General features: G+C 67.0%; 20 protein-coding genes and 1 pseudogene. 11 read left to right on the plus strand and 10 right to left on the minus strand.

All coding sequences use genetic code 11. The annotated features are described in order from the left end of the window. The first annotated feature begins 177 nt into the window (after positions 1 to 177). Positions 178 to 978, plus strand: a complete 801-nt coding sequence (locus BO226_RS03350; RefSeq protein WP_064851445.1) for a DUF5602 domain-containing protein — start codon at positions 178 to 180, stop codon at positions 976 to 978. A 21-nt stretch (positions 979 to 999) separates the two neighbouring features. Continuing rightward, entirely contained in the window at positions 1,000 to 1,365 is a 366-nt protein-coding gene (locus tag BO226_RS03355; protein ID WP_064851430.1) for an SRPBCC family protein, read from the plus strand. A 53-nt stretch (positions 1,366 to 1,418) separates the two neighbouring features. Here the strand turns inward: BO226_RS03355 and BO226_RS03360 are convergent, their stop codons facing one another. The 6 genes and pseudogenes from BO226_RS03360 to BO226_RS03385 form a co-directional block, all read right to left on the minus strand. Beyond that, a complete protein-coding gene (locus BO226_RS03360; protein ID WP_071934595.1) occupies positions 1,419 to 2,522 on the minus strand; it encodes a glycosyltransferase in 1,104 nt (367 codons plus the stop codon). Positions 2,523 to 2,525: 3 nt separating this feature from the next. Further along, complete coding sequence (locus BO226_RS03365; RefSeq protein WP_071934596.1) at positions 2,526 to 3,683, minus strand: helix-turn-helix transcriptional regulator; 1,158 nt, start codon at positions 3,681 to 3,683, stop codon at positions 2,526 to 2,528. A 147-nt stretch (positions 3,684 to 3,830) separates the two neighbouring features. Then, positions 3,831 to 3,986, minus strand: a pseudogene (locus BO226_RS27875) (salicylate monooxygenase); the annotation flags it as partial. A 139-nt stretch (positions 3,987 to 4,125) separates the two neighbouring features. Further along, positions 4,126 to 4,524 carry an excalibur calcium-binding domain-containing protein gene (locus BO226_RS03375; protein ID WP_019288122.1) on the minus strand — a complete coding sequence of 133 codons (399 nt, stop codon included), beginning with the start codon at positions 4,522 to 4,524 and terminating at the stop codon, positions 4,126 to 4,128. Positions 4,525 to 4,715: 191 nt separating this feature from the next. Next, entirely contained in the window at positions 4,716 to 6,599 is a 1,884-nt protein-coding gene (locus BO226_RS03380) for a ketoacyl-ACP synthase III (protein WP_071934597.1), read from the minus strand. A 46-nt stretch (positions 6,600 to 6,645) separates the two neighbouring features. Further along, positions 6,646 to 7,479, minus strand: coding sequence for a 3-oxoacyl-ACP reductase family protein (locus BO226_RS03385; protein ID WP_006553955.1), 834 nt, complete (start codon positions 7,477 to 7,479; stop codon positions 6,646 to 6,648). Between the two features lie 672 nt (positions 7,480 to 8,151). Between BO226_RS03385 and BO226_RS03390 the strand changes: the two genes are divergently transcribed. Further along, positions 8,152 to 8,931 (plus strand): alpha/beta fold hydrolase, encoded by a 780-nt coding sequence (locus BO226_RS03390; protein ID WP_033097343.1) that lies wholly within the window; start codon positions 8,152 to 8,154, stop codon positions 8,929 to 8,931. Between the two features lie 97 nt (positions 8,932 to 9,028). Then, a complete protein-coding gene (locus tag BO226_RS03395; protein ID WP_006553957.1) occupies positions 9,029 to 9,412 on the plus strand; it encodes a hypothetical protein in 384 nt (127 codons plus the stop codon). 73 nt (positions 9,413 to 9,485) lie between these two features. Here the strand turns inward: BO226_RS03395 and BO226_RS03400 are convergent, their stop codons facing one another. Further along, complete coding sequence (locus BO226_RS03400; RefSeq protein ID WP_071934598.1) at positions 9,486 to 14,963, minus strand: ATP-binding protein; 5,478 nt, start codon at positions 14,961 to 14,963, stop codon at positions 9,486 to 9,488. A gap of 793 nt (positions 14,964 to 15,756) precedes the next feature. Between BO226_RS03400 and BO226_RS03405 the strand changes: the two genes are divergently transcribed. From BO226_RS03405 to BO226_RS03430, 6 genes are all read left to right on the plus strand, one after another. Next, positions 15,757 to 16,959, plus strand: a complete 1,203-nt coding sequence (locus tag BO226_RS03405; protein ID WP_006553959.1) for a hypothetical protein — start codon at positions 15,757 to 15,759, stop codon at positions 16,957 to 16,959. A 167-nt stretch (positions 16,960 to 17,126) separates the two neighbouring features. After that, positions 17,127 to 17,573 (plus strand): hypothetical protein, encoded by a 447-nt coding sequence (locus BO226_RS03410; protein ID WP_230826357.1) that lies wholly within the window; start codon positions 17,127 to 17,129, stop codon positions 17,571 to 17,573. 95 nt (positions 17,574 to 17,668) lie between these two features. Beyond that, on the plus strand, positions 17,669 to 18,526 hold the full coding sequence (locus BO226_RS03415) for a ParA family protein (protein WP_006553961.1): 858 nt from the start codon (positions 17,669 to 17,671) through the stop codon (positions 18,524 to 18,526). After that, positions 18,523 to 19,035, plus strand: coding sequence for a hypothetical protein (locus tag BO226_RS03420; protein WP_071934599.1), 513 nt, complete (start codon positions 18,523 to 18,525; stop codon positions 19,033 to 19,035). The genes BO226_RS03415 and BO226_RS03420 overlap by 4 nt, the downstream gene beginning before the upstream one ends. Positions 19,036 to 19,180: 145 nt before the next feature. Beyond that, a complete protein-coding gene (locus tag BO226_RS03425; protein WP_033097347.1) occupies positions 19,181 to 19,906 on the plus strand; it encodes a hypothetical protein in 726 nt (241 codons plus the stop codon). A gap of 224 nt (positions 19,907 to 20,130) precedes the next feature. Beyond that, positions 20,131 to 21,114 (plus strand): TauD/TfdA dioxygenase family protein, encoded by a 984-nt coding sequence (locus tag BO226_RS03430; RefSeq protein WP_019288129.1) that lies wholly within the window; start codon positions 20,131 to 20,133, stop codon positions 21,112 to 21,114. A 72-nt stretch (positions 21,115 to 21,186) separates the two neighbouring features. Here BO226_RS03430 and BO226_RS28515 read toward each other — a convergent pair whose 3' ends face one another. From BO226_RS28515 to BO226_RS28525, 3 genes are read right to left on the minus strand one after another with little or no spacing between them, the layout of a single operon-like run. Next, positions 21,187 to 21,405, minus strand: a complete 219-nt coding sequence (locus BO226_RS28515) for a hypothetical protein (protein WP_006553967.1) — start codon at positions 21,403 to 21,405, stop codon at positions 21,187 to 21,189. Continuing rightward, the gene (locus BO226_RS28520; RefSeq protein WP_230810126.1) at positions 21,306 to 21,572 is read right to left on the minus strand and encodes an AMP-binding protein; all 267 of its coding nucleotides are present in this window, start codon (positions 21,570 to 21,572) and stop codon (positions 21,306 to 21,308) included. Before BO226_RS28520 ends, BO226_RS28515 begins: the two co-directional genes overlap by 100 nt. Further along, positions 21,566 to 21,895, minus strand: coding sequence for an acyl-CoA synthetase (locus tag BO226_RS28525; protein ID WP_033097348.1), 330 nt, complete (start codon positions 21,893 to 21,895; stop codon positions 21,566 to 21,568). Before BO226_RS28525 ends, BO226_RS28520 begins: the two co-directional genes overlap by 7 nt. A 219-nt stretch (positions 21,896 to 22,114) precedes the next feature. Between BO226_RS28525 and ctaD the strand changes: the two genes are divergently transcribed. Further along, positions 22,115 to 23,863, plus strand: a complete 1,749-nt coding sequence (gene ctaD, locus BO226_RS03450; RefSeq protein WP_065996090.1) for an aa3-type cytochrome oxidase subunit I — start codon at positions 22,115 to 22,117, stop codon at positions 23,861 to 23,863. The last annotated feature ends 10 nt before the right edge of the window (positions 23,864 to 23,873 follow it).

Consider the following 23,873-nt stretch of genomic DNA (forward strand, 5'->3'; position numbering starts at 1 on the left):
TGACGTCTGTCTGCAGTCCGGCGAGTATATGCCGCGACGCTGTGACGACGGGTTCTTCTGTCGGATCGCTCGGCGAAATCCCCCGAATGAGGGATGGCCGGGGTGACGAACACCGATCGAGACTGGACCCACGGAATGGAGAGGTTCACCGAGAACCCTCGGCGATCGGATATCACCATGAAGAAACATCGATCATCTCGTTCCATCGCAGTGCTCCTCGCCGCGTGCGTCGCCGTGGCGGTCGGCGGCGTGGCGTCGGCGGTGCCCACACATGCCCACCTGCACTTCGGTCAGGCCGTGAGCGTCGGTGACGGAACCGCGCGTGCGTACGCCACCGTCGATGCGAACGGGGCCCCGACCGCCGTCGGTATCCGCTTCTCGCCGGCGGCCCTCGACGGACTGCCCGATGCCGACGAGATGTACATGCTGCACCTGCCCGTTCAGGCATCCGACACGGTGTTCGACCACGTCATGCTGAACTGGAACCCGCGCGGACACGATCCGACCGTGCTGTTCGGGAAGCCCCATTTCGACATGCACTTCTATATGACCGACATGGCGGCGATCGAAGCAATCGACCCGACCGCACCGGATTACGCCGCTCGCGCGGAACGACTCCCGGACCCGAAGTACATGCCCGGCGACTACGTGACCCCGCCGGGGATGCTCGCATCGCAACTCGCGGTGCCGTTCATGGGTGTGCACTGGCTCGACATCACGGAAAAAATGGTTCCGGGCGTCTACGACTTCACCGAGACGTTCGTCAACGGTTCGTGGGACGGCGACTACACCTTCATGGAGCCCATGATCACGCGGGAGTGGCTGCTGACCCGTCCCACCATCCGCGAACAGATCAAGTTGCCGGCCGCCTATCAGCACTCGGCCTGGTATCCCACCGTCTACAGCGTCGGATTCGACGAGCAGGCGCAGGAATACGACATCGCCCTCGGAGGGATGGTCCCGCGCCAGGAATCCTGACGCGCACCTCCATGAGAACCATTGCGGTACAGCAGGAACAGTCACTGCATCTCGGGTGAGGGCGGCAAGGAGGGATCCGTCTCGCGCGCCACCGTCAAGTTTGCCGGACGGCGGATCGAACTCACCGAGGAACTGGCCCGCGTCGAGCCCGGTAGAGCCCAGCACCGCCGCAGCGTGAAGAGTCCGATCCGGTACGAGACCGTCTATCGCTTCGAGTCGGTGGAGACGGGAACCCGCGTCACCTTCCACCAGGACACCGAGGACGTCGGGAACTTCTTCGGCAGGTTCACCCAGCCGGTCGTGGAGAAACTGTACGCGCGCGATGTGCGGAACAACCTCGAACATGCGAAACAGCTTCTGGAGGAGGGAGATGCGATCGAAGGGTGATGCGAAGGATCGACCGGCACCTACCGGACAGGTGCCGGTCCTTCGCGTGCTCGTCAGTGGTCGACGAGCGTCAACACCCGGTCGGCCGCAGCCGACGCACCATCGACGGTTCGGAGACGGGCGCCGAGTTCTGCTGCTGCCGTGCGATAACCGTGGTCGGTCAGCAGCCTCTCCAAGGCCGCGCGTATCTGCTCGGGCGAGGCGGTCTTCCGCAGGCGGATTCCAGCCCCCGCCTTCGCGACCTCACGACCGATGATCGCCTGATCCGTCACCGCCGACATGGGCATGATCAGTATCGGAAGTCCGTGTGCGAGAGCCCGGAAGGCCGTCGCGTGCCCGCCGTGCCCGACGACCGCCGAACAGGTCCGCATCAGCTCGTGGTGCGGGATGTACCGACGGACGGTCGCATTGGGCGGTACACGCAATCCGGTGGGATCGATCGCCGGCCCGGTCGTGACGACGAACTCGGCGTCCATCTCCGCCGCGGCGTCGAAGATGTTCTGGTAGGTGCGGCGCTGGCCGGGGAAACCGGCGGTGCTCAGGCTGACCAGCACGCGCGGCGGTGTTCGTCCGACCGCCGCGGCCTTCGCGTCGTGAATCGCACCGGTCCAGGTCAGCGAGCCGTCCGTGCGCCGTCGCGCGGCCGGGTCGAGCATTCGGTCCGAGCACACGAGTCGCATGTCGGCCTGTTCCCACAGTCGCTTCGGCCCCAGGCCGCGTAGTCGCGAACCGATCCCGAACGGTCCGTGCCGGAAGGCGCCGTCGAATGCGGCGAAGAAGGAATGGAACAGCACCACGTACGGCACCCCGGTGCGCGCCGCAGCGTCCTGGGCGTTGAACAGCATGCAATCGACGATCACCAGATCGGTCGGCTCCCCGGCGATCTCGTCCTCCACATCCCGTGCGACGGCGGAGTCGGTCATCATGGCGTAGGCCATGGTCAGCACTTTCGGGGTGCTCAGTTCTACGTGTGGGGTCCAGGTCGGCGAGTGCCGGTAGCCGCAGAAGACGAGGCAGGCGTCCTCCGCGACCTTCCGTTGCGATTCGTGACCGAGAACCCGAACGTGATGTCCGCGGCGGTGCAACTCGCATCCGAGCGCTGCTTCGGGCGGGTAGTTCCCGCCGCCTTCCAGTGTGACGATCAGGATGCGTGCCACGGCTCACCTCTTCCGATGTGCACCGACCGGGACGCTCGTCGGCGCCGGTTTCTCGACGAACCACCCGTCCGGCCCGATCTCCGTACCGACCCGGGGGAGGCAGTGCGTGAAGAACAGTCGTGCGACGAGTTCCTGCCGACTGTTCACGCCCGTCTTCGCATAGATGCTCTTCAGGTGGTCCTGCACGGTGTACGGGCTGACGAACAGTCCACGCGCGATCTCGGTGCGTGTCTCTCCCGCAAGAACGCGGGCGAGGACATCGGTCTCCCGTTCGGTGAGACCGTGAAGGGCGGCGGTCAGAGCCACGAGCTGATCGGGCTGCGCGGGTTCGATCGCGACGACGATCCGGGCCGATTCTCCTCGGCCGTCCAGCGACCCGGCCCGCAGGACGAGCCACTGACCGTCCTCCGTACGGACACGGACGACGCGCGCGGCGGCCCCTTCGTAGCGGAAACGGACGGCGACCACTACGGCCGGGAGCATGAAGGCGCCTTCGGCACCGAGTCGCTCGAGATACTCCACCGCCTGCGGAGTAGCCGATTCGATCTCGTTGTCCGCGCCCACCACCACGACCGCGGGACCGGAACCGCCGGGTGATGCGTCCGCCGCGAGTCGAGGGGATTCGCGGAGCAACGACAACCGCAGTCCGTCGCCGATCTCGCCCACGCATCCTGCGAGTGCTGCCACATCGTCGGCGTCGAAGCGTCGGCCGGGGGCGCGCATGAGAGTGCCGCCGCCCCAGACGCGCCCGTCACGGCCCCGGAAGACGAGGCGCACCTCGTCGTCCATTCCCTGCGGTTCGAGGATCTCGCTGTAGGGCAAGGAATCGCGGATGTCGCAGTCGATCGCCTCGCGGATCGTCTGGACACCGGTGCGCGTCCGGGCGAGCTTGCGGTAGGTGTTCGCGAAGCGCGACGTGCCGTACTCGATGTGTGCCACCGTCTTCGCGGCACGACCGGGCGGGGCGTCGGCGCCGAGCATGGTCACGGACGTGAACAACATGCTCGCCGGATCGACGAGAGCGATGCATCCGATGTCGTAGTGGATACGCCGCCGGATCGTGTCGAGGACGGCGTGCCGGAACTCGACCGGGTCGGCGGTTCCGAGTGCGATGTCCCGAACCTCGCTGCGGAGCGCCGACGCCTGCCGTGACGCGGTCATATTTTCAGTATGTGCTGGTCACGGTCGCTCCGGTACCTTTCGGTGCGGGACGAACGACGTATATACGGCGAATGCCGCCCCCGATCGGTGATCGGGGACGGCATTGTCCGGAACGGGACGAATTGCTCTGCGGCGCTGTGTGAGTGCTCAGCGGTTGCGGTCGGAGCTGTAGCCCCGGAGCCAGTCGGTGTACTTGTAGCTCGAGGTGTCGCGGGTGCGGAACAGCTCGTTGCGGGCCTCGCGACCGGCACCGTCGAGGTGCCACAGGTCGCCCCACATGCGTCCGGTGGTGAGGATGCGGTCGGTCGCGGAGCCGTCGGCGTCACCGGCGGAGAACTCACGCCGCCGCGCTGGCTCTGAGGTTTCCGCACGTACGAACGACGAAGGCTCTTCCATCCCGGAGAGGATGGAAGAGCCTTCGCTCTTTTACGGGACGGACCGATCAGCGCGGATCGCGCTCGCAGCCGATCCCGTCGTTGTCGCGGTCGAGGCGCGGTGCGTATCCGGGGTCGTTGCGGTGGACCGGAGCAGCGCCCGCGTTCCAGGCCTCGGTGCAGTTCTTGAACCCGCCGCTCGGTGCGGACGGAGCCGGACGGGGAGCCGGGGGAGCCGGTGCCACCTGCGGAGCCGGGCCGGTCTGAGGTGCCGGCGGGGACGGGGGAGCCGGAGGTGCCGGAGGTGCCGGCGGCGGAGCGAACGGATTGAACGATCCGCTCGGAACGAGATCGGCGATGCCCTTCGGGAGCAGGTCCACGAGAGGGAAGGCGGTGGCGGTCGAGGGTGCGGCGACCGTCAGGGCCACACACCCCAGCGTCGCAGCGACGATGCGGCGGAACTTCATGCGCGAGGCCTTTCTGTACTTCGTCCGGATCCGATTTGCCGGATCCGATCGAAATGTCGGCCTGGGCGTCGCGGGTGTTACGTCGCCCGGTCGCAAACGACGATCGGCCCGCTCGCGACCGGATGTCGCGAACGGGCCGATGTACTCCGGGCCTGCCGGGGGACGGCCCGGATGCCTGTCGTACGCCGGGATCAGCCGGCGTCAGTCTCCTCGAACGGCACGACCACCTTCGGGTCGATCCGCATGACGGTGTACCCCGCCACCGCTCCGGCGCCGAAGCCGGGAGCGAAGATGCGCACCGGTTCGGTGATGACCCCCTCGCGGACGGCGTCGTGGATCGCGAGTGGGATGCTCGCCGACGACGTGTTGCCGACCTTCTCGATGTTGAAGTACAACCGGTCGGCCGAGAGTCCGGCGTTCGCGGCGAGCTCGATGACCATCGTCTTGTTCGCCTGATGGGGAACGATGAGATCGATGTCGTCGAGCAGTGAACGCTCGGCATCGTCGGGAGACGGGAGGGCCTTGATCTCGTCGAGCATCTGCGCCAGATAACGACCGGCGAGCGTCTTCACCTCGGGTCCGTAGACCGTGATGAAGTTGTCGAAGTCCGGGTTCGGCCAGATGATCGAGTTGACCTCGCTCGTCGGGCCGCTCGCGTAGCTGTTGAAGAACTCGAGATCGGGTGCCTCGCCCTCGGCGGCCGGAGAGATGACCATCGCCGCGGCGCCGTCACCGAAGATCATCCGGGACGGCCGGACGGTGCCGATCTTGTCCGAGAACTTCTCGACGCACACCACGAGGACGGGGCGCTTGACCTGCTGCAGGATGCGGGTCGCCTCGGCCAGGCCGTAGGGCATTCCCGCGCACGCCGCGATCAGGTCGAACGAGGCATGGGTCTGCCCGATGCCCAGTTCGCCCGAGATCCACGTGGCCAGCGACGGGATCAGCCGACCGCTCGTGCACGTGCAGGTGATGACCGCGCCGATGTCCTGCGGGCCCACTCCGGCGTGGGTGATCGCCTGCTTCGCCGCCGTCAGGGCGAGGTCCTCGAAGGTTCCCGAGGTGTACCGGCGCTGCTCGATCCCGGTCTTGGCCGTGATCTCGTCGGCCGACATGGGCGACCAGTTGTAGGCGGTGTTACGGATCAGGTCCTCGTTGGTGCACACCTGGTCGCCGTGCGCGACCGCGATCGCATCGATGCGGGGTGCGATCGCGAACTCCGAGCGCACGTCGACGGCCGGGTAGGGCGCAGACGGTGCCACCGGTTCGTGCCGCGTGTACGAGGTGGCCTTACGGGTCCTGCCCGACATGACCCGGTTGATGAACCGCTGGACCTCGCGATTGCGCGGATGGGAGGCCACGACGTAGTCGTCGTCCTTGAGGTCCGCGACCCCGACGAGTTCGGTTTCGCTTCCGTCCCAGGGCTGCTGGTTGTGCAGAACCATCGACCAGCGGCTCAGTGCCTCGAGTTCGGCGACGTCCTCGTGACAGTCGAGGATCTCGTCGTATCCGAAGACTGGGTAGTTCGGATCGTAGTGGCGAACACGCAGGGTGATGTTCTCCGGATCGGAGATCAGCTGTGGCACGGTCGGTTTGACCGTGGGCAGGTCGCCGGCGAAGTGACGACGCGAACCGAAGACCGCGAAGAGTCGATCGAAGATGCGGTCCTCGGCGGCACTGTCCCATGCGCGGGGGAGAGCGCGGTAGGCCTCCTCGACCGCCCCCAGCCGCTCTTCGGCCTCGGGCCAGGGAGTCAGACGAGGCATGTAGACGTCGTCGCGGTTGCGGGGAACGTCGCCCCAGCGAATGACGCGCCGCTCGAACATCATCAGCGGGAATCGGTCGGCCCAGAAGACGTTCAGGGCCATGTCCCGCATGATCTCGAACTTCGAGGCGTACTTGCCCAGTTCGTGCCGGGAGAGGATCTCCGAGACCGTGGGTGCCTTGGTGTCGAAGTCGCGTCGGATGACGGCGTCGAGGTGGTCGACGCTGCTCAGCGTGGAGAAGTCGAGTTCGGGAACGAAATTGGAGGGGAAGACAATTCGGCCGTGCCGATTGAGCTCGAATGGCTGCATGTGCGAGGGGACCGTTCGATTCGAAGTAGTGGGCGGGGAGACCGGATCACATGTCCAGGCCGCCGTTGACGCCCCATACTTGACCGGTGATGTACGAGGAGGCGTCCGCGGCGAGGAAGTGCACGACCCGGGCGATCTCCTGCGGGTCGGCCAGTCGTTTCACGGGGATGGTGTCGGTGATGCGTGCGAGAACCTTCTCGGGGATGGCCTCGACCATCTCGGTGGCGACGAAGCCCGGGGTGACGGTGTTGACGGTGACGCCGATGCCGTTCGGGTCCAGCTTGTCGTTCTTGGCCAGGTAGAAGGCCGCTTCCTTGGCGAGGGTCTTGGTGAGACCGAACAGGCCGGCCTTCGATGCCGCGTAGTTGGCCTGGCCGATGTTGCCGGTCTCGCCGATGACGGAGGAGACGTTGACGATGCGTCCGGTGCCACGCTCGAGCATGTGGCGCAGTGCGGCCTGCGCCAGGTAGAACGCACCCGAGAGGTTCACGCCGATGACGGTGTCCCAGTCCTCGTCCTGCATCTTCAGCACCGTGCGGTCGATGGTGATGCCGGCGTTGTTGATCAGGATGTCGAGACGGCCGTGCGTTTCGATGACCTCGTCGATGGTGCGTCGGCAGTCGTCGGCGTTCGCGACGTCACCGCGGTGCACGGAGTAACGGACGTCCTTGCGGCCCGTCTCGTTCAGGTCTGCGAGGAACTGATCCGCCTGGGCGGTGTTGCGTCCGTAGCCTGCGGCGACGGTGGCGCCCTGGCTCGCCAGGCTGCGGCTGATCGCCGCACCGATGCCGCGTGTGCCGCCGGTGACGAAGGCGACGCGTCCGCGGAGCTTGTTTCCGCCGGCAGCGATCTGCGAGCTGGGTTCGATGGTGCTGGTCATGCTGATCTCCTCGCTGTGCGAGGGGGCGACGGGCGCGGCTGTTCGCCGACGTCGCACAAACGCCCCCTGCGCGTTGATTTCTCTGTGGAGGAGCACGTTTCGAATCCCCCTGACTCGAACGCGTGTCCCCTGAAACGAGCCTTCATCGGCTCATAACTCTCTGCGGCACCAATCATGCACCACCTCGATGATGTTGTCACCAGAAACAATTCGAGTCTCGAACTTCGTCAATTTGTCCGAATAGTTCGAGAAGTATTGGAGCACAATCATATTCGACGAAGATTCGGGGTTACCCCACGGTACGAACATGCTGAATGTTCGTATCCATCCGGACGTACAGCCTGCACGAATCGGACTGCTCCAGAATGGCACAACGTGCTACCGGGGAGTCAGGTACAACCGTGTGCACATGGCTTGGACGCGAACGTGTTTCGCGCATGGCCCCGAAAGTAATTGCATATGAAGGGATTCGGGGTCGATTTCCTACCGTGGGCGGTCGCTTGACGCCTGTCGGGGAGAGGCGCACTCCGTGCCGCCGAAGCTCGACCAAGACGAGCTCGTTGGTATTCCCCGTTCGAAAACGCGCCACATCTGGCGTCGGTGTGATTCTCGACACTGCGGAGGGTCGTTGTGGCGAAGCACAGGTCTTTCCGGCGATGAGAGGATGGCCCCGTGAGCAACACTCGTCTTGTCGAAACACCGGTGGCCGAACTCGAGGTACGTCTCGACGGGGAAGGGCCGGCAGTCGTCCTGCTGCCCTCCCTCGGGCGCGACTCCTACGAATTCGATCCGATCGCGAGCGACCTCGCCGCAGCGGGATTCACCGCTCTGCGACCGCAACCCCGGGGTATCGGCAGCAGCCGCGGACCCATGACCGGTCTCGACCTGCACGATCTCGCGGGCGACGTCGCCGCCGTCATCGAGCATTTCGACGCCGCACCCGCTGTTGTGGCCGGTCATGCGTTCGGGCACTACGTGGCCCGGGTACTCGCCGCCGACCGGCCCGAACTCGTCCGGGGGGTCGCCGTGCTCGCCGCCGGGGCGCGCCGGTTTCCGGCTTCGCTGACCGAGCGTGTCGCCAAGTGCTCCGACCTCTCGCTTCCCGACCACGAACGACTCGTGCACCTGCGCGACGTCTTCTTCGCCGCAGGACACGATCCGGCGGTGTGGCTCGACGGGTGGTGGCCCGACGCGATCGTGTCGCAGCGGGCAGCGATGGCCGCGACCGACAAGGAATCGTGGTGGACGGTGGCGCCGTCACCTCTGCTCGACGTACAAGCAGGAGAGGACGTTTTCCGGCCCGCGGAGACCCGAGGTGAGCTCGTCGACGAGTTCGGGAGCGAACTCGTCTCCACGGCCGTCGTGCCGGCTTGCGGGCACGCCCTCGTCCCGGAGGCTCCTCACGAGGTAGCCAGGATCCTGGTCGAGTGGATCCGTACGCGTCTCGGATGAAGGTTTCGTCATCTTCGGCTCATCGACCCCTCATCGTCGTGCGCCAAAGTTACCGGTGACCAGGACGAACACCGAGTCGAGGAGAACGATCATGGCGATGAGCCGCACCGCATGGGCCGTGACCGCTGTAGCGGTCGCGATGACGGCCGGCACCGTCGGTTTCGTGTCGGCGAACCGAGGTGAGTCCGCTCCCTCCGAACCGTCGTCGTTCACCGTCGCCCGCGTGGTGGACGAGACGACGACCGGCGGCCCGGATGGAACTGTTCGGGCGGGCGTCGACCCGGCCCGGGATGCGGGGCCGGGTGACCTGCCCACCGACATCCCCTACATCGACGTCACGAGCTGCGACGCGTGGTTCGAGGACTGGGACGACACGGTGCCGGACCACGTCGAGGACTTCTACGACGCGTGGGACGACCGCTGTGACGATGTACACGACGACGACCGGGACGACGACCGGGACGACGATCACGACGACTGACCCGCACGACGGCCCCACGACGACGAGACCCCACCGGAAGTGTTCCGGTGGGGTCTCGCTCTCGTTGCGTGGGTTACGCGAGCGTGCGTGCCATGCCGCGCTCGACGGCCGCGATGATCTGCGGCCGCAGCTCGACCGCCGGCACGATCGCGTCGACCGAGCCGACCTGCTGTGCGCGCTGGATGTTGTGGATCGCCTCGAACTCGGCTGCCACCTCACCGAGCTTCTCCGACCGCACCGCGGTGCGCAGAGCGGTGAGCTCGACGCCCAGTCGTGCCTTGTCGCCGTCCTCGGCGGCCCGCAGCTGCGCCTCGAGTTCCACGACCCGCGGATCGCTCGCGGTGCGCTTGTTGACGTCGCGGGTGAAGACCACCGCAGCCGCCGGAGCGCCACCGAGCACCGAGGCGAACGAACCCTCCACGGCGAGGACTTCCATGTTCTCGTTCAGTGCGCCCGAGAACACCACGAAGGCACCACCGTGGTAGCGGGAGACCACGACGAACACGATCGGACCGTCGAAGTTGACGATGGCCCGGCCGATCTCGGCGCCGTACTCGAGCTGCAGGTTGCGCAGCGACTCGGGGGAGCCGTCGAAGCCCGACAGGTTGGCGAGCACCACGAGCGGACGGTTGCCGCTCGCCGCGTTGATCGCCCGTGCCGTCTTCTTCGACGACTTGGGGAACAGCGTGCCCGAGGTCCACTGGTCCGGTCCGTCGGCGGGGAACCAGCCCTTGCGCGGGATCGCGCGGGACTCGATGCCGATGACCGTCACCGGGTTTCCGCCCAGGTGCGCGTCGAACACGACCGAGGTGTCGGCGTCGGCCATGTCGGCCCACCGTTCGAGCACAGCGTGGTCCTGGTCGACCACCGAGCGCATCACCGTACGGATGTCGAACGGCTTCTTGCGATCCGGGTTGGTCTCGGATGAGAAGATGTCGCCCACGGTGGTGAAGTCGCTGGACGGATGCACGTGCGGGTACACGCACACGTTGCGGTCGACCGGGTCGGTGGACGCGGCCTTGCGCGGGAAGCGCTCGCTCGGCGCGACGTAGGCGTGGGCGTAGTGCGCGAACAGCGTCTCGATGGCGGCCCTGAGGTTGGGGGCCCAGTACTGCGCCTGACCGTTGGGGCCCATGACGCGGTCGTAGCCACCGATACCGAAGTTGTCCTCGGCGGAGACGCCACCCGAGTAATCGAGCGACTGCTTGCCGGTGAGCACCATGGCGCTGTCCGGGGTCATCACGAGGATGCCCTTGGTGTGCATGAGCATCGTCGCCTCGGCGTTCCAGTACGGCTGCGCGCCGACATTGATGCCGGTGACCACGACGTTGATCTCGCCGCCGTTCTGCGTGAATGTGATGATGCGACGCAGACCGCGCGACACCCAGTCCATGTTCTCGGTGCCCGAGTCCATGGAGATCGTCGCGCCGGACGACAGCGCGAACCACTCGACGGGAGCGTTCAGGCTCTCCGCCAGGTCGATCGCGGCAACCACACGGGAGCACTCGGCCTCCGCGACGGTGCCCAGCGCCTTGGTGGGATCACCGAACAGCGTGACGCGCTTCATGCCCTCGGGGTACCGCGGGGTCGGGGTGTCGACGACGCCGACGATCAGACCCGCGGTGTTGCGGCCGTAGGGGCGGTCGACGGGCACGAGGGTGCCCTGCTCGTCGAAGTCGTACTCGACGAAGGTGCCCTCGCCGCCGGTGAGCAGCGGGATCAGCTCGTACGGGTAGACGGTGCCGCGGGCACGGGACCGCTGGACCTTCTGGGTGTACTCGTCGAGCGGCTTCAGCGGCTCCTTCGGCGGCTCGGTGACCCGCACGATGACGCCCGCACCGGAGCGGTACGAGAAGCGCAGGGCGACCTCGCGTGCCGGCTCGTCCTGGCGATCACGCCACGACCCGATGACGGTGATCTCCTCGAGTCCGGCACCCACGGTCAGCGGCGCGGCGTTGCGGCCGATGCGGCGTAGGTCCTCCATGTCGAGATCGACGGCGGGCCACACGTAGAGCACCACGCGGTTCGCGTCGAGACGTCGCCCGCCGCGGTTGGCCTGGGCGCGTCGCATGCCGTCGAGCGAGCTCGCGAGAGCGCGTTCGAAGGCCGGCAGTCCGACGATGCGACCGGACTCGTCGCGCTGCGGCGTCAGGTCGCGCACCTCGGCGAGGGCGATGAACCGCTCATCGGACGGATTGTCCTGCGACACCAGGTGATACAGGTAGGTGTCCGGGTTGGCGGGCAGGCGGGTGCCGTCGAAGTTCTTCAGGCGCCACAGATCCAGACGCTGACCCGTGAGCGGGTGGATGTCGCGGATGTTGGTCTCCTCCGCGTATCCGGTCTCGTAGGGGCGGAAGGTGAACACGTGCTCTTCGGCCGTGTCGGTGTGGCAGACCGTCACGGTCACGCGACGGGCCACGCCGGTCACCGGGCGTGCGGCGAGTTCGGCGCGCAGCGCGTCGGCCTGGGCGTCGGCATCGGCCGGAGCGTCGTCCCACGCGAGGTACAGGTCGATCACGAGGTTCTTCGTGTCGGGAACCGAGGCCGCCGACTCCTCGACGGCGTCGAGCAGCGACGCGAACTCGGCCTGCGGGGCCTCGGCGGAGATCAGGTACAGGCGCGTGCCGCGCAGATCGAAGTTGCCGGTGACGAACTGGTGTCCGCCGACGGTGCACGAACGCACGTCCTCGAGGGTGCGGATCTTGTACGCCCGGCGAGCGATGACCTCGAGCAGCGGGCCCGGAACGGTCTCCGGACGCGTGATCTGCTGTGCGAGAAGGTCGATCAGCGGCTCGGGTGTGGCGACCAGCGAATCGATGCGCTGCGCGTAGTCCGTCGCCTGCGGATGCTCGGCGAGGTACGCGAGCGAACCGCGGACCCCGTCGTAGACCTGCTCGCGGGCCTTGCGGATCACCGGCTCCTCGAAGTAGCGGTACCGCAGGTTGCGGGCGGTGTCGCCGATGACCGGGAAGCGGACCTGGGTCGCGACGATCAGCCGGTCGAGGACTTCGTTGAGCTCGTGGGAGATCCCCACCTCGGTGTCGTCGCGCTCGACCCAGCGGTCGAGTAGCGAGGTGACCACGGGGACGTGGGCCTCGATGCGCTCGAGCGCGAGGAACAACCGGTAGACGGCCTCCTCGAGCTCCGGGGTGCGATCGAGTTCCAGGACGTCGTAGTGCCACAGGGCACGGGCGAGACGCGCGCGGAAGCTGTCGGGCAGACCCCCGACCTCCACGTCGAGCGACTGCAGGTAGCCGTGGAAGAACTCGCGGGGGCTGTGGACCCGGTCGTCGCTGTTCTTCTCCTCCTCGGTCGGACGGTTGCGCGACAGTTCGCACACGTCCGCGAAGGTCGTCAGCAGCGAGAGCTCGGCGCGGACGAGCGCGCACGAGTCGACCGAGCCGGAGAGACGCTCGTACTCGGCGAGCAGTGCCGCGGTGCGCTCGGCGGACACGTCGTATCCGGTGACCAGAGCGGCGAGCGAGTCGAGGCGAGCGAGTGCGTCGGCGGCGACATCGTCGCTGAGCGAGGGCGCCGGTGCAGCGAACTCCACGCGCTCGACGGTCTCGGTGACGACCTCCTCGACGATCTGGTCGACCCGCAGAAGCGGGGCGCCCGCGTCGACCTGCGCGTTGACGACGGCGAGGATCTCGCGGACCTTGCCGGCGAAGGGAGCGCGGACCGCGGTCTCCATCTTCATCGACTCGAGCACGACGAGGGTCTGACCGGCCTCGACCTCGTCACCGACGGCGACGGGAACCGCGACGACCACGGCCGGGGCAGGGGTGCGCACCACGCCGGCCTCGTCCTGGCTGATCTGGTGGCTGATGCCGTCGACCTCGACGAGGAAGTGGGCCGGACCGGCGATCGACACCACGTTGTGGCGGCGTCCGCCGAGGGTCAGGCGCGACTCGTAGTCGCCCAGCCGCTCGACGTCGACGTCGAACTCGGCGGAACCGGTGTCGACCCGGTAGCGGTGCGGGCCGACCTGGCCGACGACGAGCTCGTAGGCCTGGCCCTGGTAGCTCAGCTCGATCTTGCGTCCGACGGCGTGTCCGGCACGCGGGCGACCGCCGCGGGCCGAAGCGAGGAAGGCGGAGCGCTCGTGGGCCTCGTCGGTGTCGTAGACATCGACGGCCGTCGCGATCAGAGCGACGTCGGCGACCTTGGACGGACCGGTCTCGGTGCCGGCGCCGGTGCGGTCGAGCCAGCCGGTGTCGGCGGAGGCGTCGATGACCTCGGGACGGTCGAGCAGGTCGAGCAGGAACGACTTGGTCGTCGTGCCGCCGTCGAGGACGACGGTGGTCTCGCGCAGAGCGGTGCGCAGGCGGGCGAGTGCCTCGTCGCGGTCGCGGCCCCACGCGATGATCTTGGCGACCATGGAGTCGTAGTCGGGCGGAATGACGTCGCCCTGGGCGATTCCGGTGTCGACACGCAGACCGGAGCCGAGCGGGAACTTGAGCAGCTGCACGGTGCCGGGGGCGGGTGCGAAGCCGTTGGCGGCGTCCTCGGCGTTCAGGCGGGCCTCGACGGCGTGCCCGAACTCGCCGGGGCACTCGCCGGGAAGCTTCTCGCCGGAGGCGACGAGGATCTGCAGCTTGACGAGGTCGATGCCGGTCGTGGCCTCGGTGATGGGGTGCTCGACCTGGAGACGCGTGTTGACCTCGAGGAAGGTGAAGATCTTCAGGTCGGGCTGGTAGAGGTACTCGACGGTGCCGGCACCGGCGTAGCCGGCGGCGCGGACGAGATCGGCCGAGACCGTGCGCAGGTGGTCGGACTGCTCCTTGGTGAGCAGCGGCGAGGCGGACTCCTCGATGACCTTCTGGTTCTTGCGCTGGATCGAGCAGTCGCGCACGCCCGGGGCCCAGACGTTGCCGTGCTTGTCGGCGATGACCTGGACCTCGACGTGGCGTGCGTCGGTGACGAGACGCTCGATGAACACGACGGGGTCGCCGAAGGAACGCTCGGCCTCACCCTGGGTGCGCTCGAGGGCGAGCTCGAGCTCGTCTTCGGCGTAGACCTTGCGGATGCCACGGCCACCGCCGCCGGAGCGGGCCTTGATGATCAGCGGGTAGCCGATGGCCTGCGCGTGGCGGCGCGCGTCGGCGCGGGAATCGACGGGTCCACCGGACCACGGTGCGACGGGAACGCCGACCTTCTCGGCGAGGAGTTTCGCCTCGACCTTGTCGCCGAGCAGACGCATGGCGTCGGCGGAGGGACCGATGAAGGTGATCCCGAGGCGGGCGCACAGCTCGGCGAAGGCGGGGTCCTCGGCGACGAAGCCCCAGCCGACCCAGACGGCGTCGGCCTTCGCCTCGAGGAGCGCGCGCTCGAGTTCTGCATGATCGAGGTAGGGGGTCGCCGCCGTCGTCGACGGCCGGAGGGTCACTCCTTCGTCGGCCTGACGGACGAACATCGCCCGTCGCTCGGCATCGGTGTGCAGAGCGATCGTCTTGATGTCGTAGCCGTGCTCGGAGTTGAGCTCCCGGACTGCCCGGATGAGGCGTACGGCCGCCTCACCGCGATTGACCACTGCGATCCGCTTGAACATACTCGTTGCCACCGTTCTCCATGGTTTGTGCACGCATCGGGCGCGCGTCTCGAAGCTCCACCCCAATGAGGAAGTCAAACTAACCGGTCCTACCTTCCACGTCTCGTGTTGGCGACGCGAGCGGGAACATGTAGCGGTCGGCTCCTCGTGGTTGGCATGGGCATGCGTGTTCGTCGTCGATCCACCGGGCAACATCCGCGGTGTCCGAAGGACCGTTTCGAACAGGTCTCCGCAGCTACGGCCGTCGGTTGCGACGGTCACGTCCCCCTGGGCGAAGGCTCCGTTCGGATTACAGCATGGAGGAAACATGAGGGTTTGTCACGTTTTGCTTCCATGCGGGGCGATCGGCGGCGCCCTCGTGGCCGACTTCTCTCACAGGCATTCGCGCGCAGAGGATTTCGCTCGGGAACGGGTGTCGGGGAGGGGGTCTCCGGTCCCGGAGGCTGCCGGTACTGTGCAGTAACACCGATCGGTAACTTCCTGAGGGGTCAGGGACCCGTCGCCGGCGTCCTCTCGCTTCTGCTGGTATGCAACGGTTTTCGCGCGCCCCCGTCTCGGGCGCGATCCGGGATCGGGCAAATCGTTCGGAGCTACCTCGATAATGCTGTGACATCCGTCACGAAGGGCGAAAAGGTGAAGGTCTCAACCGAACCGGAGCGCGGCCGTGGACGTGTGGGATCGTGCCCGTCGAGCGCCCGGGATCGGGGCCGTTACCGGGCATTTCTCCGAGCCCGCGCGGAATCTGGAACAGTGGACGGTGCATGCCTGCGGACGAGCCGCGAGGAGGATCCCCGTGTCCGAAGCCGATCGACCCCACCTCCCGGGGCGCGACGACGCGCCCGGCCGGGACATCCCGTCGGTGGACCGGCGGACACGTATCGCCGGGCAGGTCCGCCGGTGGTGCGAGACCGGCAGTATCGAGGGCGGGCACGCTCCTCTGTCGGACGCCGCGGCGGTCGCACTGGCCGCCGGCTACCTCGACGAATCGGCACGTGCTGTGCTGGCGAACCGCCGGCGCGTCGGGCGCCGGTTGCCCACCCTCGACGGATTCGGTGAGCTGCGCCGCCTGTCCGACGAGCACGCCCGCCTCCGCACACGGATCGACGGCCTGCGTCCCGGCGCTGCGCGACTCGCACTCGAATACCGGGCCAACGAGCTCGGCAAACGCATCCGGGCGGCGCGACAGACCGTCGTGCACTCGCCGCTGCACTACGCCCAGGGCGTCCGCGCCGTGCGCCGCGACCGACGCGACGGGCTGCATCTCGAGATCGAACAACGCGAGGCGCTGTTCGCTGCACTGCGACGCACCCCGGCGCCCCTGCCCGTCACGCCCGTCGAGCAGGCCCGGGGAGTGGTGCTCGGTGTCGCCGTCGACCGCGTGGGTCGCTGGTCCGAACGCACCCCGCTGGCCGAGACGGGGCGTCGCGTCGCCGAACGGCTCGGACGCGAGGTGCCCTCCGGCGACGACCGCTTCGTCGACCGCTACGACACCCTGCTCTTCCTCGCCGGTTCCCTGTACGACCGCGTCGAGGCATCGGCGGCGTGGCGTTCGGAGTACTTCGAGGTTCAACGAGCCCAGCTCGATCTCGCCGAGGAGCTCACCCAGATCGCGGTGGACACCGTCGCCCTGCGCGACCTGCTCGACGAGTTGCAGTCCGCGATCCGATCGGCGCCCGAGGCGCGGTCCGGTCTCGAATCCCGGGTGGCAGCGCTCGAACCGGTATGGGACCAGATCCTTGCGCGCGTCACCGCGCTCGCGCGCATCGGCGACCTGCTCACGCGCGCGGAGGGCCATCTGCATCTCACACACATCGCGCAGCGGACCGCGAGTCTCGACCAGCGGATCGACGACCTGATCGGCAGATCGGGTGCGCGCGAGTTGTCCGCCGAGAACACCGATTTCGTCGGCGACCAGCTCGGCGCCGCAGCCGAACCGATGGTCGCGCTCCGCAGTGCTCTGTGGACGGACATCGCCGAGCTCACCGCAAAGGAGTAACTCGGAGTTACTGTCATTTGTCACATCGATTCGGCTGCGTTTCGGGTCGTATCCCCGAACTCGTGGAAAGTGACCGTCTTCGCTGGTGTATTCGTCCGAACCGGTGGTAGCTTCCTCGCGTCCTATCGGGGGTCGATACACAGGGGGGTGCGGTGGCGTCGCGGTTCGTGCGTACGGGTTTTGCGCTGGCTGTCGCTGCGGTGCTGGGGGTCTCGGGTTGTTCGGGGGCGACGACGAGCGTGTCCGTCGTCGACGACCCGCAGCTCGAGGCCGAGTTCGAATCGGTGCTCGTCTCCGGACAGTCCCGCACGCTCGGGGAGGTCGCGGCCGCAGCGGGTGTCGAGTCGTGGGACCGGATGTACTACTTCCGCGTCCCGGTGCTGATGAGCGAACTCAACCGCGTGATGCACACCCCCGGAGTCACCTGGCGGAACATGCCGGGATCCGATGCCGAAGGGCTCATCGTGTTCGTCTCGGAGGGGCAGATCGTGCGCGCGGTCGCCGACCGCGAGCCGCCGCTGTACCTGAGCGGTTTCGCGACCTCCGATTCGTACGTCACGCCCGACGAACTCGCCGGCATGCCCCGTCTCGCGGTCGAGTCGAGGGGCCGCTGATCCGGTAGCTGTCACCCGGCTGCCTCGTATGTCCGCCTTCGGGTAGTTTTGCTCGCGATATCGAGTAATGAATTTCTTTCCCGAAGAGGTGTGGGGTGGCACGGGTAATCGCGACGATCAACCTGAAAGGTGGCGTCGGCAAGACCACGACGACGGCCGCTCTGGGCGAGTTCATGGCGGCGGAGTTCGGGCAGCGGGTGCTGATGATCGATCTCGACCCGCAGACCAACCTCACCACGATGATGGTGGGGGAGGAACGCTGGCAGGAACTGAACGAACTCGGTCTGACCCTCGCGACGCTCTTCCGTAAGGCGATCACGCCCCACGCCGACGCGTTCGACATCGAGAAGGCCGTCCAGAAGAACGTCTCGCCCGTGCGAGCGGTCCGTGATCTCGACCTGCTCGCGTCGTCGCTGGATCTCATGGACATCCAGGAGGGGCTCACCCACCAGCAGTACGCCGATCCCGGCTCGCACCGTCCCGTCGAGGTGCTGCTCTCCGCTGTCCGGCCCATCGCCGACCGGTACGACTACATCCTGATCGACTGCCCGCCGAATCTCGGGATCCTCACCCTCAACGGATTGCGTCTCGCCGACGGCTATCTCATCCCGACGATTCCCGACATCCTGTCCACCTACGGAATTCCGCCGCTGCAGACGAAGATCCAGGAATTCGCGACACGGACCGGGCACACCGTGCGGGAGATCGGTCTCGTCATCACGAAGTACCGCAGTGCCTCGAATCTGCACCGCACGATCATCGAACAGCTCCAGCGCGACCCCCGGATTGCGAGCGTCGTTCCCGCCTGGGTGCCCGAGGCCAATCAGATCGCGGCGTCCGCCGAGTTCGTGCCCTACGGCACGCTCAAGCGAAAGTACGGCAACACCGGCCAGTACGACGCACTGCGAATCCTCACCGAGACGATCATGATGAATGCGCAGGTGTACCTGTGACGAATCCCGACCCCGATACCGACATGGCACAGGCGCGTCTGCGGGTGCGCATCGGCGAGGCGAGTTCGGCGTTGCTCCGTCTCGACGAGGCGGCACCCGGCACGGCCGGCGCGCTCGTCGCTCTCGTCCAGGTGATCGCCGATGAGGCGGCACGCACGCCGCGGTTCGCGAGGGCACTCGCGGGAGCGCTCTCGGTTACCGCGGACGCAAGCGCCCCGACCCCTGCTCCCGCTCCTGCAACGCGCCCGGCCGCGGCCCGAACGTCTGCGCGTCGCAGTCGTCGCGCACCCGGGGCCTTCGACCCGTTCGTGGTGTTCCGCGAGAGCGGCGAGGCGACTCTGCGGGAAAGGCTGTCGACCCTCGGGATCGAACAACTCAAGGACATCATCGCCGAGCACGCCATGGACTACGACAAACTCGCGATGCGCTGGCGCACCCCGTCCAAACTTCAGGACCGCATCGTCGAACGGGTCAAGGCGCTCACCACGAAGGGTGATGCTTTCCGGTGATCGATCACATGCAGTTCTTCTTCTGCTCGTAGCCACGTATGGTCGCACCAGACCTCCGGTCTCGATGAGACCGCGCAGGACGTGGGCACATCGCGCGTCGATCCCGATTCACTGCTCGATGTGCGCGCCGAGAAGAGGAGTCGATATGGGGGACATCGTTCGACAGGGAGTCGCGGCCTTCGTGGCCGAGGTTCTGGCGCGAGGCGGCCGGGCCGAGCCGATCCCTGGACAGCGGGACGTCCGCGTACAGGGCGCGGACGGATCCGAACGTGTGGTGCGGGTGTGCTCGACGGCGAGCGATCCGTGGCTCGCGCGACGCCGCGACGGAGTTCCCGCCGCCGACGGTGCGGGCGTGTCGTACTGGGTGTTCGTCGATCTCGCACCCGAGCTACCGGAGTTCTATGTGGTGGACGCGGACGACATCGAAGGGGGAATCGAGGAGGAGGTCGCGCTCTGGCTCGCCGACCGCCCCGGCCGGACACCGACCGGCAGTCACCCGATTCAGCGCAGCAATGTCGTTCACGGTCAAGACCATTGGGATCTGCTCGGTCTCGACGCGGTCAAGGATCCCGACCACGACGCGGCGCCGGTGCCGGCAGCGGCCGTCCGCGTAGCACGTCCGGCCACACCGGCGGTCGCCGAACCCGACACCGACGACGGACGGCTCGCGGTGGTCGCCGATATCGGGGGATACCGCGTGCAGGGGCGCGTCGATCCGGTGTCCGGGACGCTCGAGATCAACCGGGGACCGATGGAGGGGCGTCGCTTCCCCGACGCCGCGGCAGCCGCACAGGCGCTCGTCACCTTCTTCGACGACCACGAGACCGTCCCCGACGGCGACACCTTCTGGCGGAGCGAGATCCTTGAGTGAGAACGCACTCCCGATAGCGGCTTCGGCTCGTTTCGATCTCCCGTGAGCGAGCTCGGCTCGTTTCGATCTCCCGTAAGCGAGCTCGGCTCGTTTCGATCTCCCGTAAGCGAGCTCGGCTCGTTTCGATCTCGCTGACCACAACCGTCGACTCTGCCGACGGATGGCGGTGAACTGAATCGGCGCAAGCGACAACGCCAGGTTCAGATCATCGAAGGAGAGATCGCATGACCATCACCGAACTCGATCGCGATACGACCACCGCCGAATCCGTCTACACCGCCGGGGGCATCGTCGTCACCAAGCTGGGGGAGCATATCGGTGCGCGGATCGACGGGGTGCGGTTGTCCGGCTCGTTGGCGTCCGAGACCGTCGAGGCCATCCGCTACGCACTCGCCGTGCACAAGGCGATCGTCTTCCGCGACCAGCATCACCTCGACGACGAGGAGCAGTGGGCCTTCGCCGGCCTGCTCGGCACGCAGACCCAGTCGCACCCCACGGTCCACTCGAAGGGTAAGCGGCTGTTGCCCATCGAGGGTGCTGCGAACAGCTGGCACACCGACGTCAGTTTCGTCGACCGCATTCCGAAGGCGTCGATCCTGCGGGCGGTGACCCTGCCGCCGTACGGCGGTGCGACGACGTGGGCCTCCACGACCGCGGCCTACGAGCAGTTGCCGGATGCGCTGAAGGCGCTCGTCGACAACCTGTGGGCCCTGCACACCAATCTCTACGACTACGCCGAGAAGCTCGACGCGGGCAGCTCCGATCCGGCGCTGACCGAGGAGCGACGCCGCTACCAGGACGAGTTCCGCCGCAACACCTACGAAACGATCCACCCGGTGGTGCGGGTCCATCCCGAGACGGGTGAGCGCACCCTGTTGCTCGGTCACTTCGTCAAGGAGTTCGTCGGTCTCGAGCCGTCGGAGACCGCCGCGCTGCTCCAGCTGCTGCAGAGTCGGATCACGAAGCTGGAGAACACGTTCCGCTGGTCGTGGGAGAGTGGCGACGTCGCGATCTGGGACAACCGCGCCACGCAGCACTACGGCATCGCCGACTTCGGCGACCACACCCGCCGCCTGCATCGCATCACCCTCGCCGGCGACATCCCCGTCGGCGTCGACGGCTCGCGCAGCAGGGTCGTGCAGGGCGACGCGAGCGAGTACTCGGTGGTCGAGGAGCCGGCGCGACTGCCCGGCTTCGACGGGCACTGACACAGCAGAGCGCGAAACGGTCATAGGAGCGCGAAACATCCCGCGCCGAAGACCGTTTCGCGCTCCTCAACGTCAGGCCACGACGTACTTCTCGTTCTCGCGGACCCACAGCACGCCGTCGCCCGCTGTGGGTCCTTCCTTCTCGAATTCCTCGGGTACGAGCGACGTCTCGTCGCGCAGCACGATCGCGGTCATGATAGGGGCGGCGGCGAGGTTCTCGCCGTCCACGCGCATCCAGTCGGCCGTGCGACCGGCGAGGTAGATCCAGCCGTCCGCGTCCTTGTAGGCCACCCGGTGAGGATCGCGTTGGAGTGGAACAACGGCATCGACAGGTAGATTACGTCGTCGCTCGTGATCGAGAACTGCGGGACGAGCGTGCTGCCCGAGAACAACACCATCATGTGGGCGAGCATCACCGGCTTCGGATCGTCGCTCGTCCCCGAGGTGAAGATCAACATGAACGGATGGTGGGCCCGACCTTCCGGTACGGCTCGAGCGGACAGGCCCTGTCGACGAGCGCCCGCCACTCGGGGCTCGCGACGTCGAAGACGGCGACGTCGCCGAGATCCAGGCCGTCCAGCAGAGGGGCGTGCTCGGCATCGGTCAGCAGGATCTGGCAGTCCGCACGCAGGATGTCGCGTGCCAGACCCTCACCGCGTCGGGTGTTGTTGAGGCCGACGAGCGGGAAGCCCGCGAGCCCGGCCCCGGCGATCGCGTGGACGACGGCCGCGGTGTTGTTCTCGAACAGGTCACGGAGTGCCTGCTGGACGGTCTCTGCCATGGCTACCTCGGATATATGGAGAACACGTTCTCTTCGCCGTACACGAGTCGTTCGGCTCGCTCGTCGTCGCGTCACAATTCGGTCCGCGAACCCGGTGCGCGTGTGAGGTGGAACGCCTACTCTGAGTTCACCTGCAGCATCGCGGGTGGTGATCGCCGTGCGCCGTCGATCCCGTCCGCGCCGCACCGTTGCCGCCTCACGGCGGCTCGAGGAGGCCCGATGAACGCGGTTGTCGCTCCCGTCAAGCCCACGCGGCCCTATCCACCGCGAGCGAAGTCCAAGGGGGCGGTCCTCCATGACCTGATCACCACCACGGACCCGAAGACGCTCGGGCTGATGTACATCTTCACCTCGTTCGCGTTCTTCCTGTTCGGTGGTCTGCTCGCCCTGCTGATGCGCGCGGAGCTCGCGGTGCCCGGGCTGCAGTTCCTGTCGAACGAGCAGTACAACCAGCTGTTCACCAACCACGGCGGCATCATGCTGCTGATGTACGCCACGCCGGTCGTCTTCGGTTTCGCGAACTACATCCTGCCGCTGCAGATCGGTGCCCCCGACGTCGCCTTCCCGCGCCTGAACGCCTTCAGCTACTGGCTCTTCCTCTTCGGCGCACTCACGGTCGCCTTCGGATTCATCACGCCCGGCGGCGCTGCCGATTTCGGCTGGACGTCCTACATGCCGCTCGCCGACGAGATCCATTCGCCGGGGATCGGCGGCAATCTGTGGTTCCTCGGCCTGATCGTCATGGGTCTCGGTACCATCCTCGGCGGCGTCAACATGATCACCACCGTGGTGTGCATGCGCGCGCCCGGCATGACCATGTTCCGAATGCCGATCTTCACCTGGAACATCTTCATCACGATGATCCTCGTGCTCCTCGTCTTCCCGCTGCTCGCCGCGGCCTTCATGGGTGCCTTCGTCGATCGGGTGATCGGCGGCAACATCTACGACCCCGCGACCGGCGGTGTGCTGCTCTTCCAGCACCTGTTCTGGTTCTTCGGTCACCCCGAGGTGTACGTCATCGCGCTGCCGTTCTTCGGCATCGTCTCGGAGATCTTCCCGGTCTTCTCCCGCAAGCCGATCTTCGGATACAGCGGCCTCGTGTACGCGACCATTGCCATCGCCGCGCTCTCCATCGCGGTGTGGGCGCACCACATGTACGCCACCGGCGCCGTGCTGCTGCCGTACTTCTCGTTCATGACCTTCCTGATCGCCGTCCCGACGGGCGTGAAGTTCTTCAACTGGATCGGCACGATGTGGAAGGGCCAGATCACCTTCGAGACGCCGATGCTGTTCGCGGTCGGCTTCATCGTGACCTTCCTCTTCGGTGGCCTGACCGGTGTCATCCTCGCGAGCCCGCCGCTGGACTTCCACCTGCACGACTCGTACTTCGTGGTCGCGCACTTCCACTACGTGCTCTTCGGCACCATCGTGTTCGCGACCTACGCCGGCATCTACTTCTGGTTCCCGAAGATGACCGGCAGGATGATGGACGAGCAGCTCGGCCGCTGGCACTTCTGGCTGACCTTCATCGGTTTCCACACCACCTTCCTGGTGCAGCACTGGCTCGGTAACGAGGGCATGCCGCGTCGCTACGCCGACTACCTGCCCTCCGACGGGTTCACCACCCTGAACACCATCTCGACGATCGGGGCCTTCGTCGTGGGCGCGTCGACGCTGCCGTTCCTGTGGAACGTCTTCAAGAGCTACCGCTACGGCCAGGTCGTCACGGTCGACGACCCGTGGGGTTACGGCAACTCGCTCGAATGGGCGACGACCTGCCCGCCGCCGCGGCACAACTTCTACGAGCTGCCGCGGATCCGCTCGGAGCGTCCCGCCTTCGAGCTGCACTATCCCGACATGGTCGAGCGGATGCGTGCCGAGGCGCACGTGGGTCCGGGTAGCGACAAGCACGAGGTGAACGTGCTCGAAGGTGCCGACCGCACGCCGGGCGACATCCCCCGGGAGTGATCGACCGCGA

Source organism: Rhodococcus sp. 2G (genome assembly GCF_001886355.1).
Taxonomy (GTDB): Bacteria; Actinomycetota; Actinomycetes; order Mycobacteriales; family Mycobacteriaceae; genus Rhodococcus; species Rhodococcus pyridinivorans.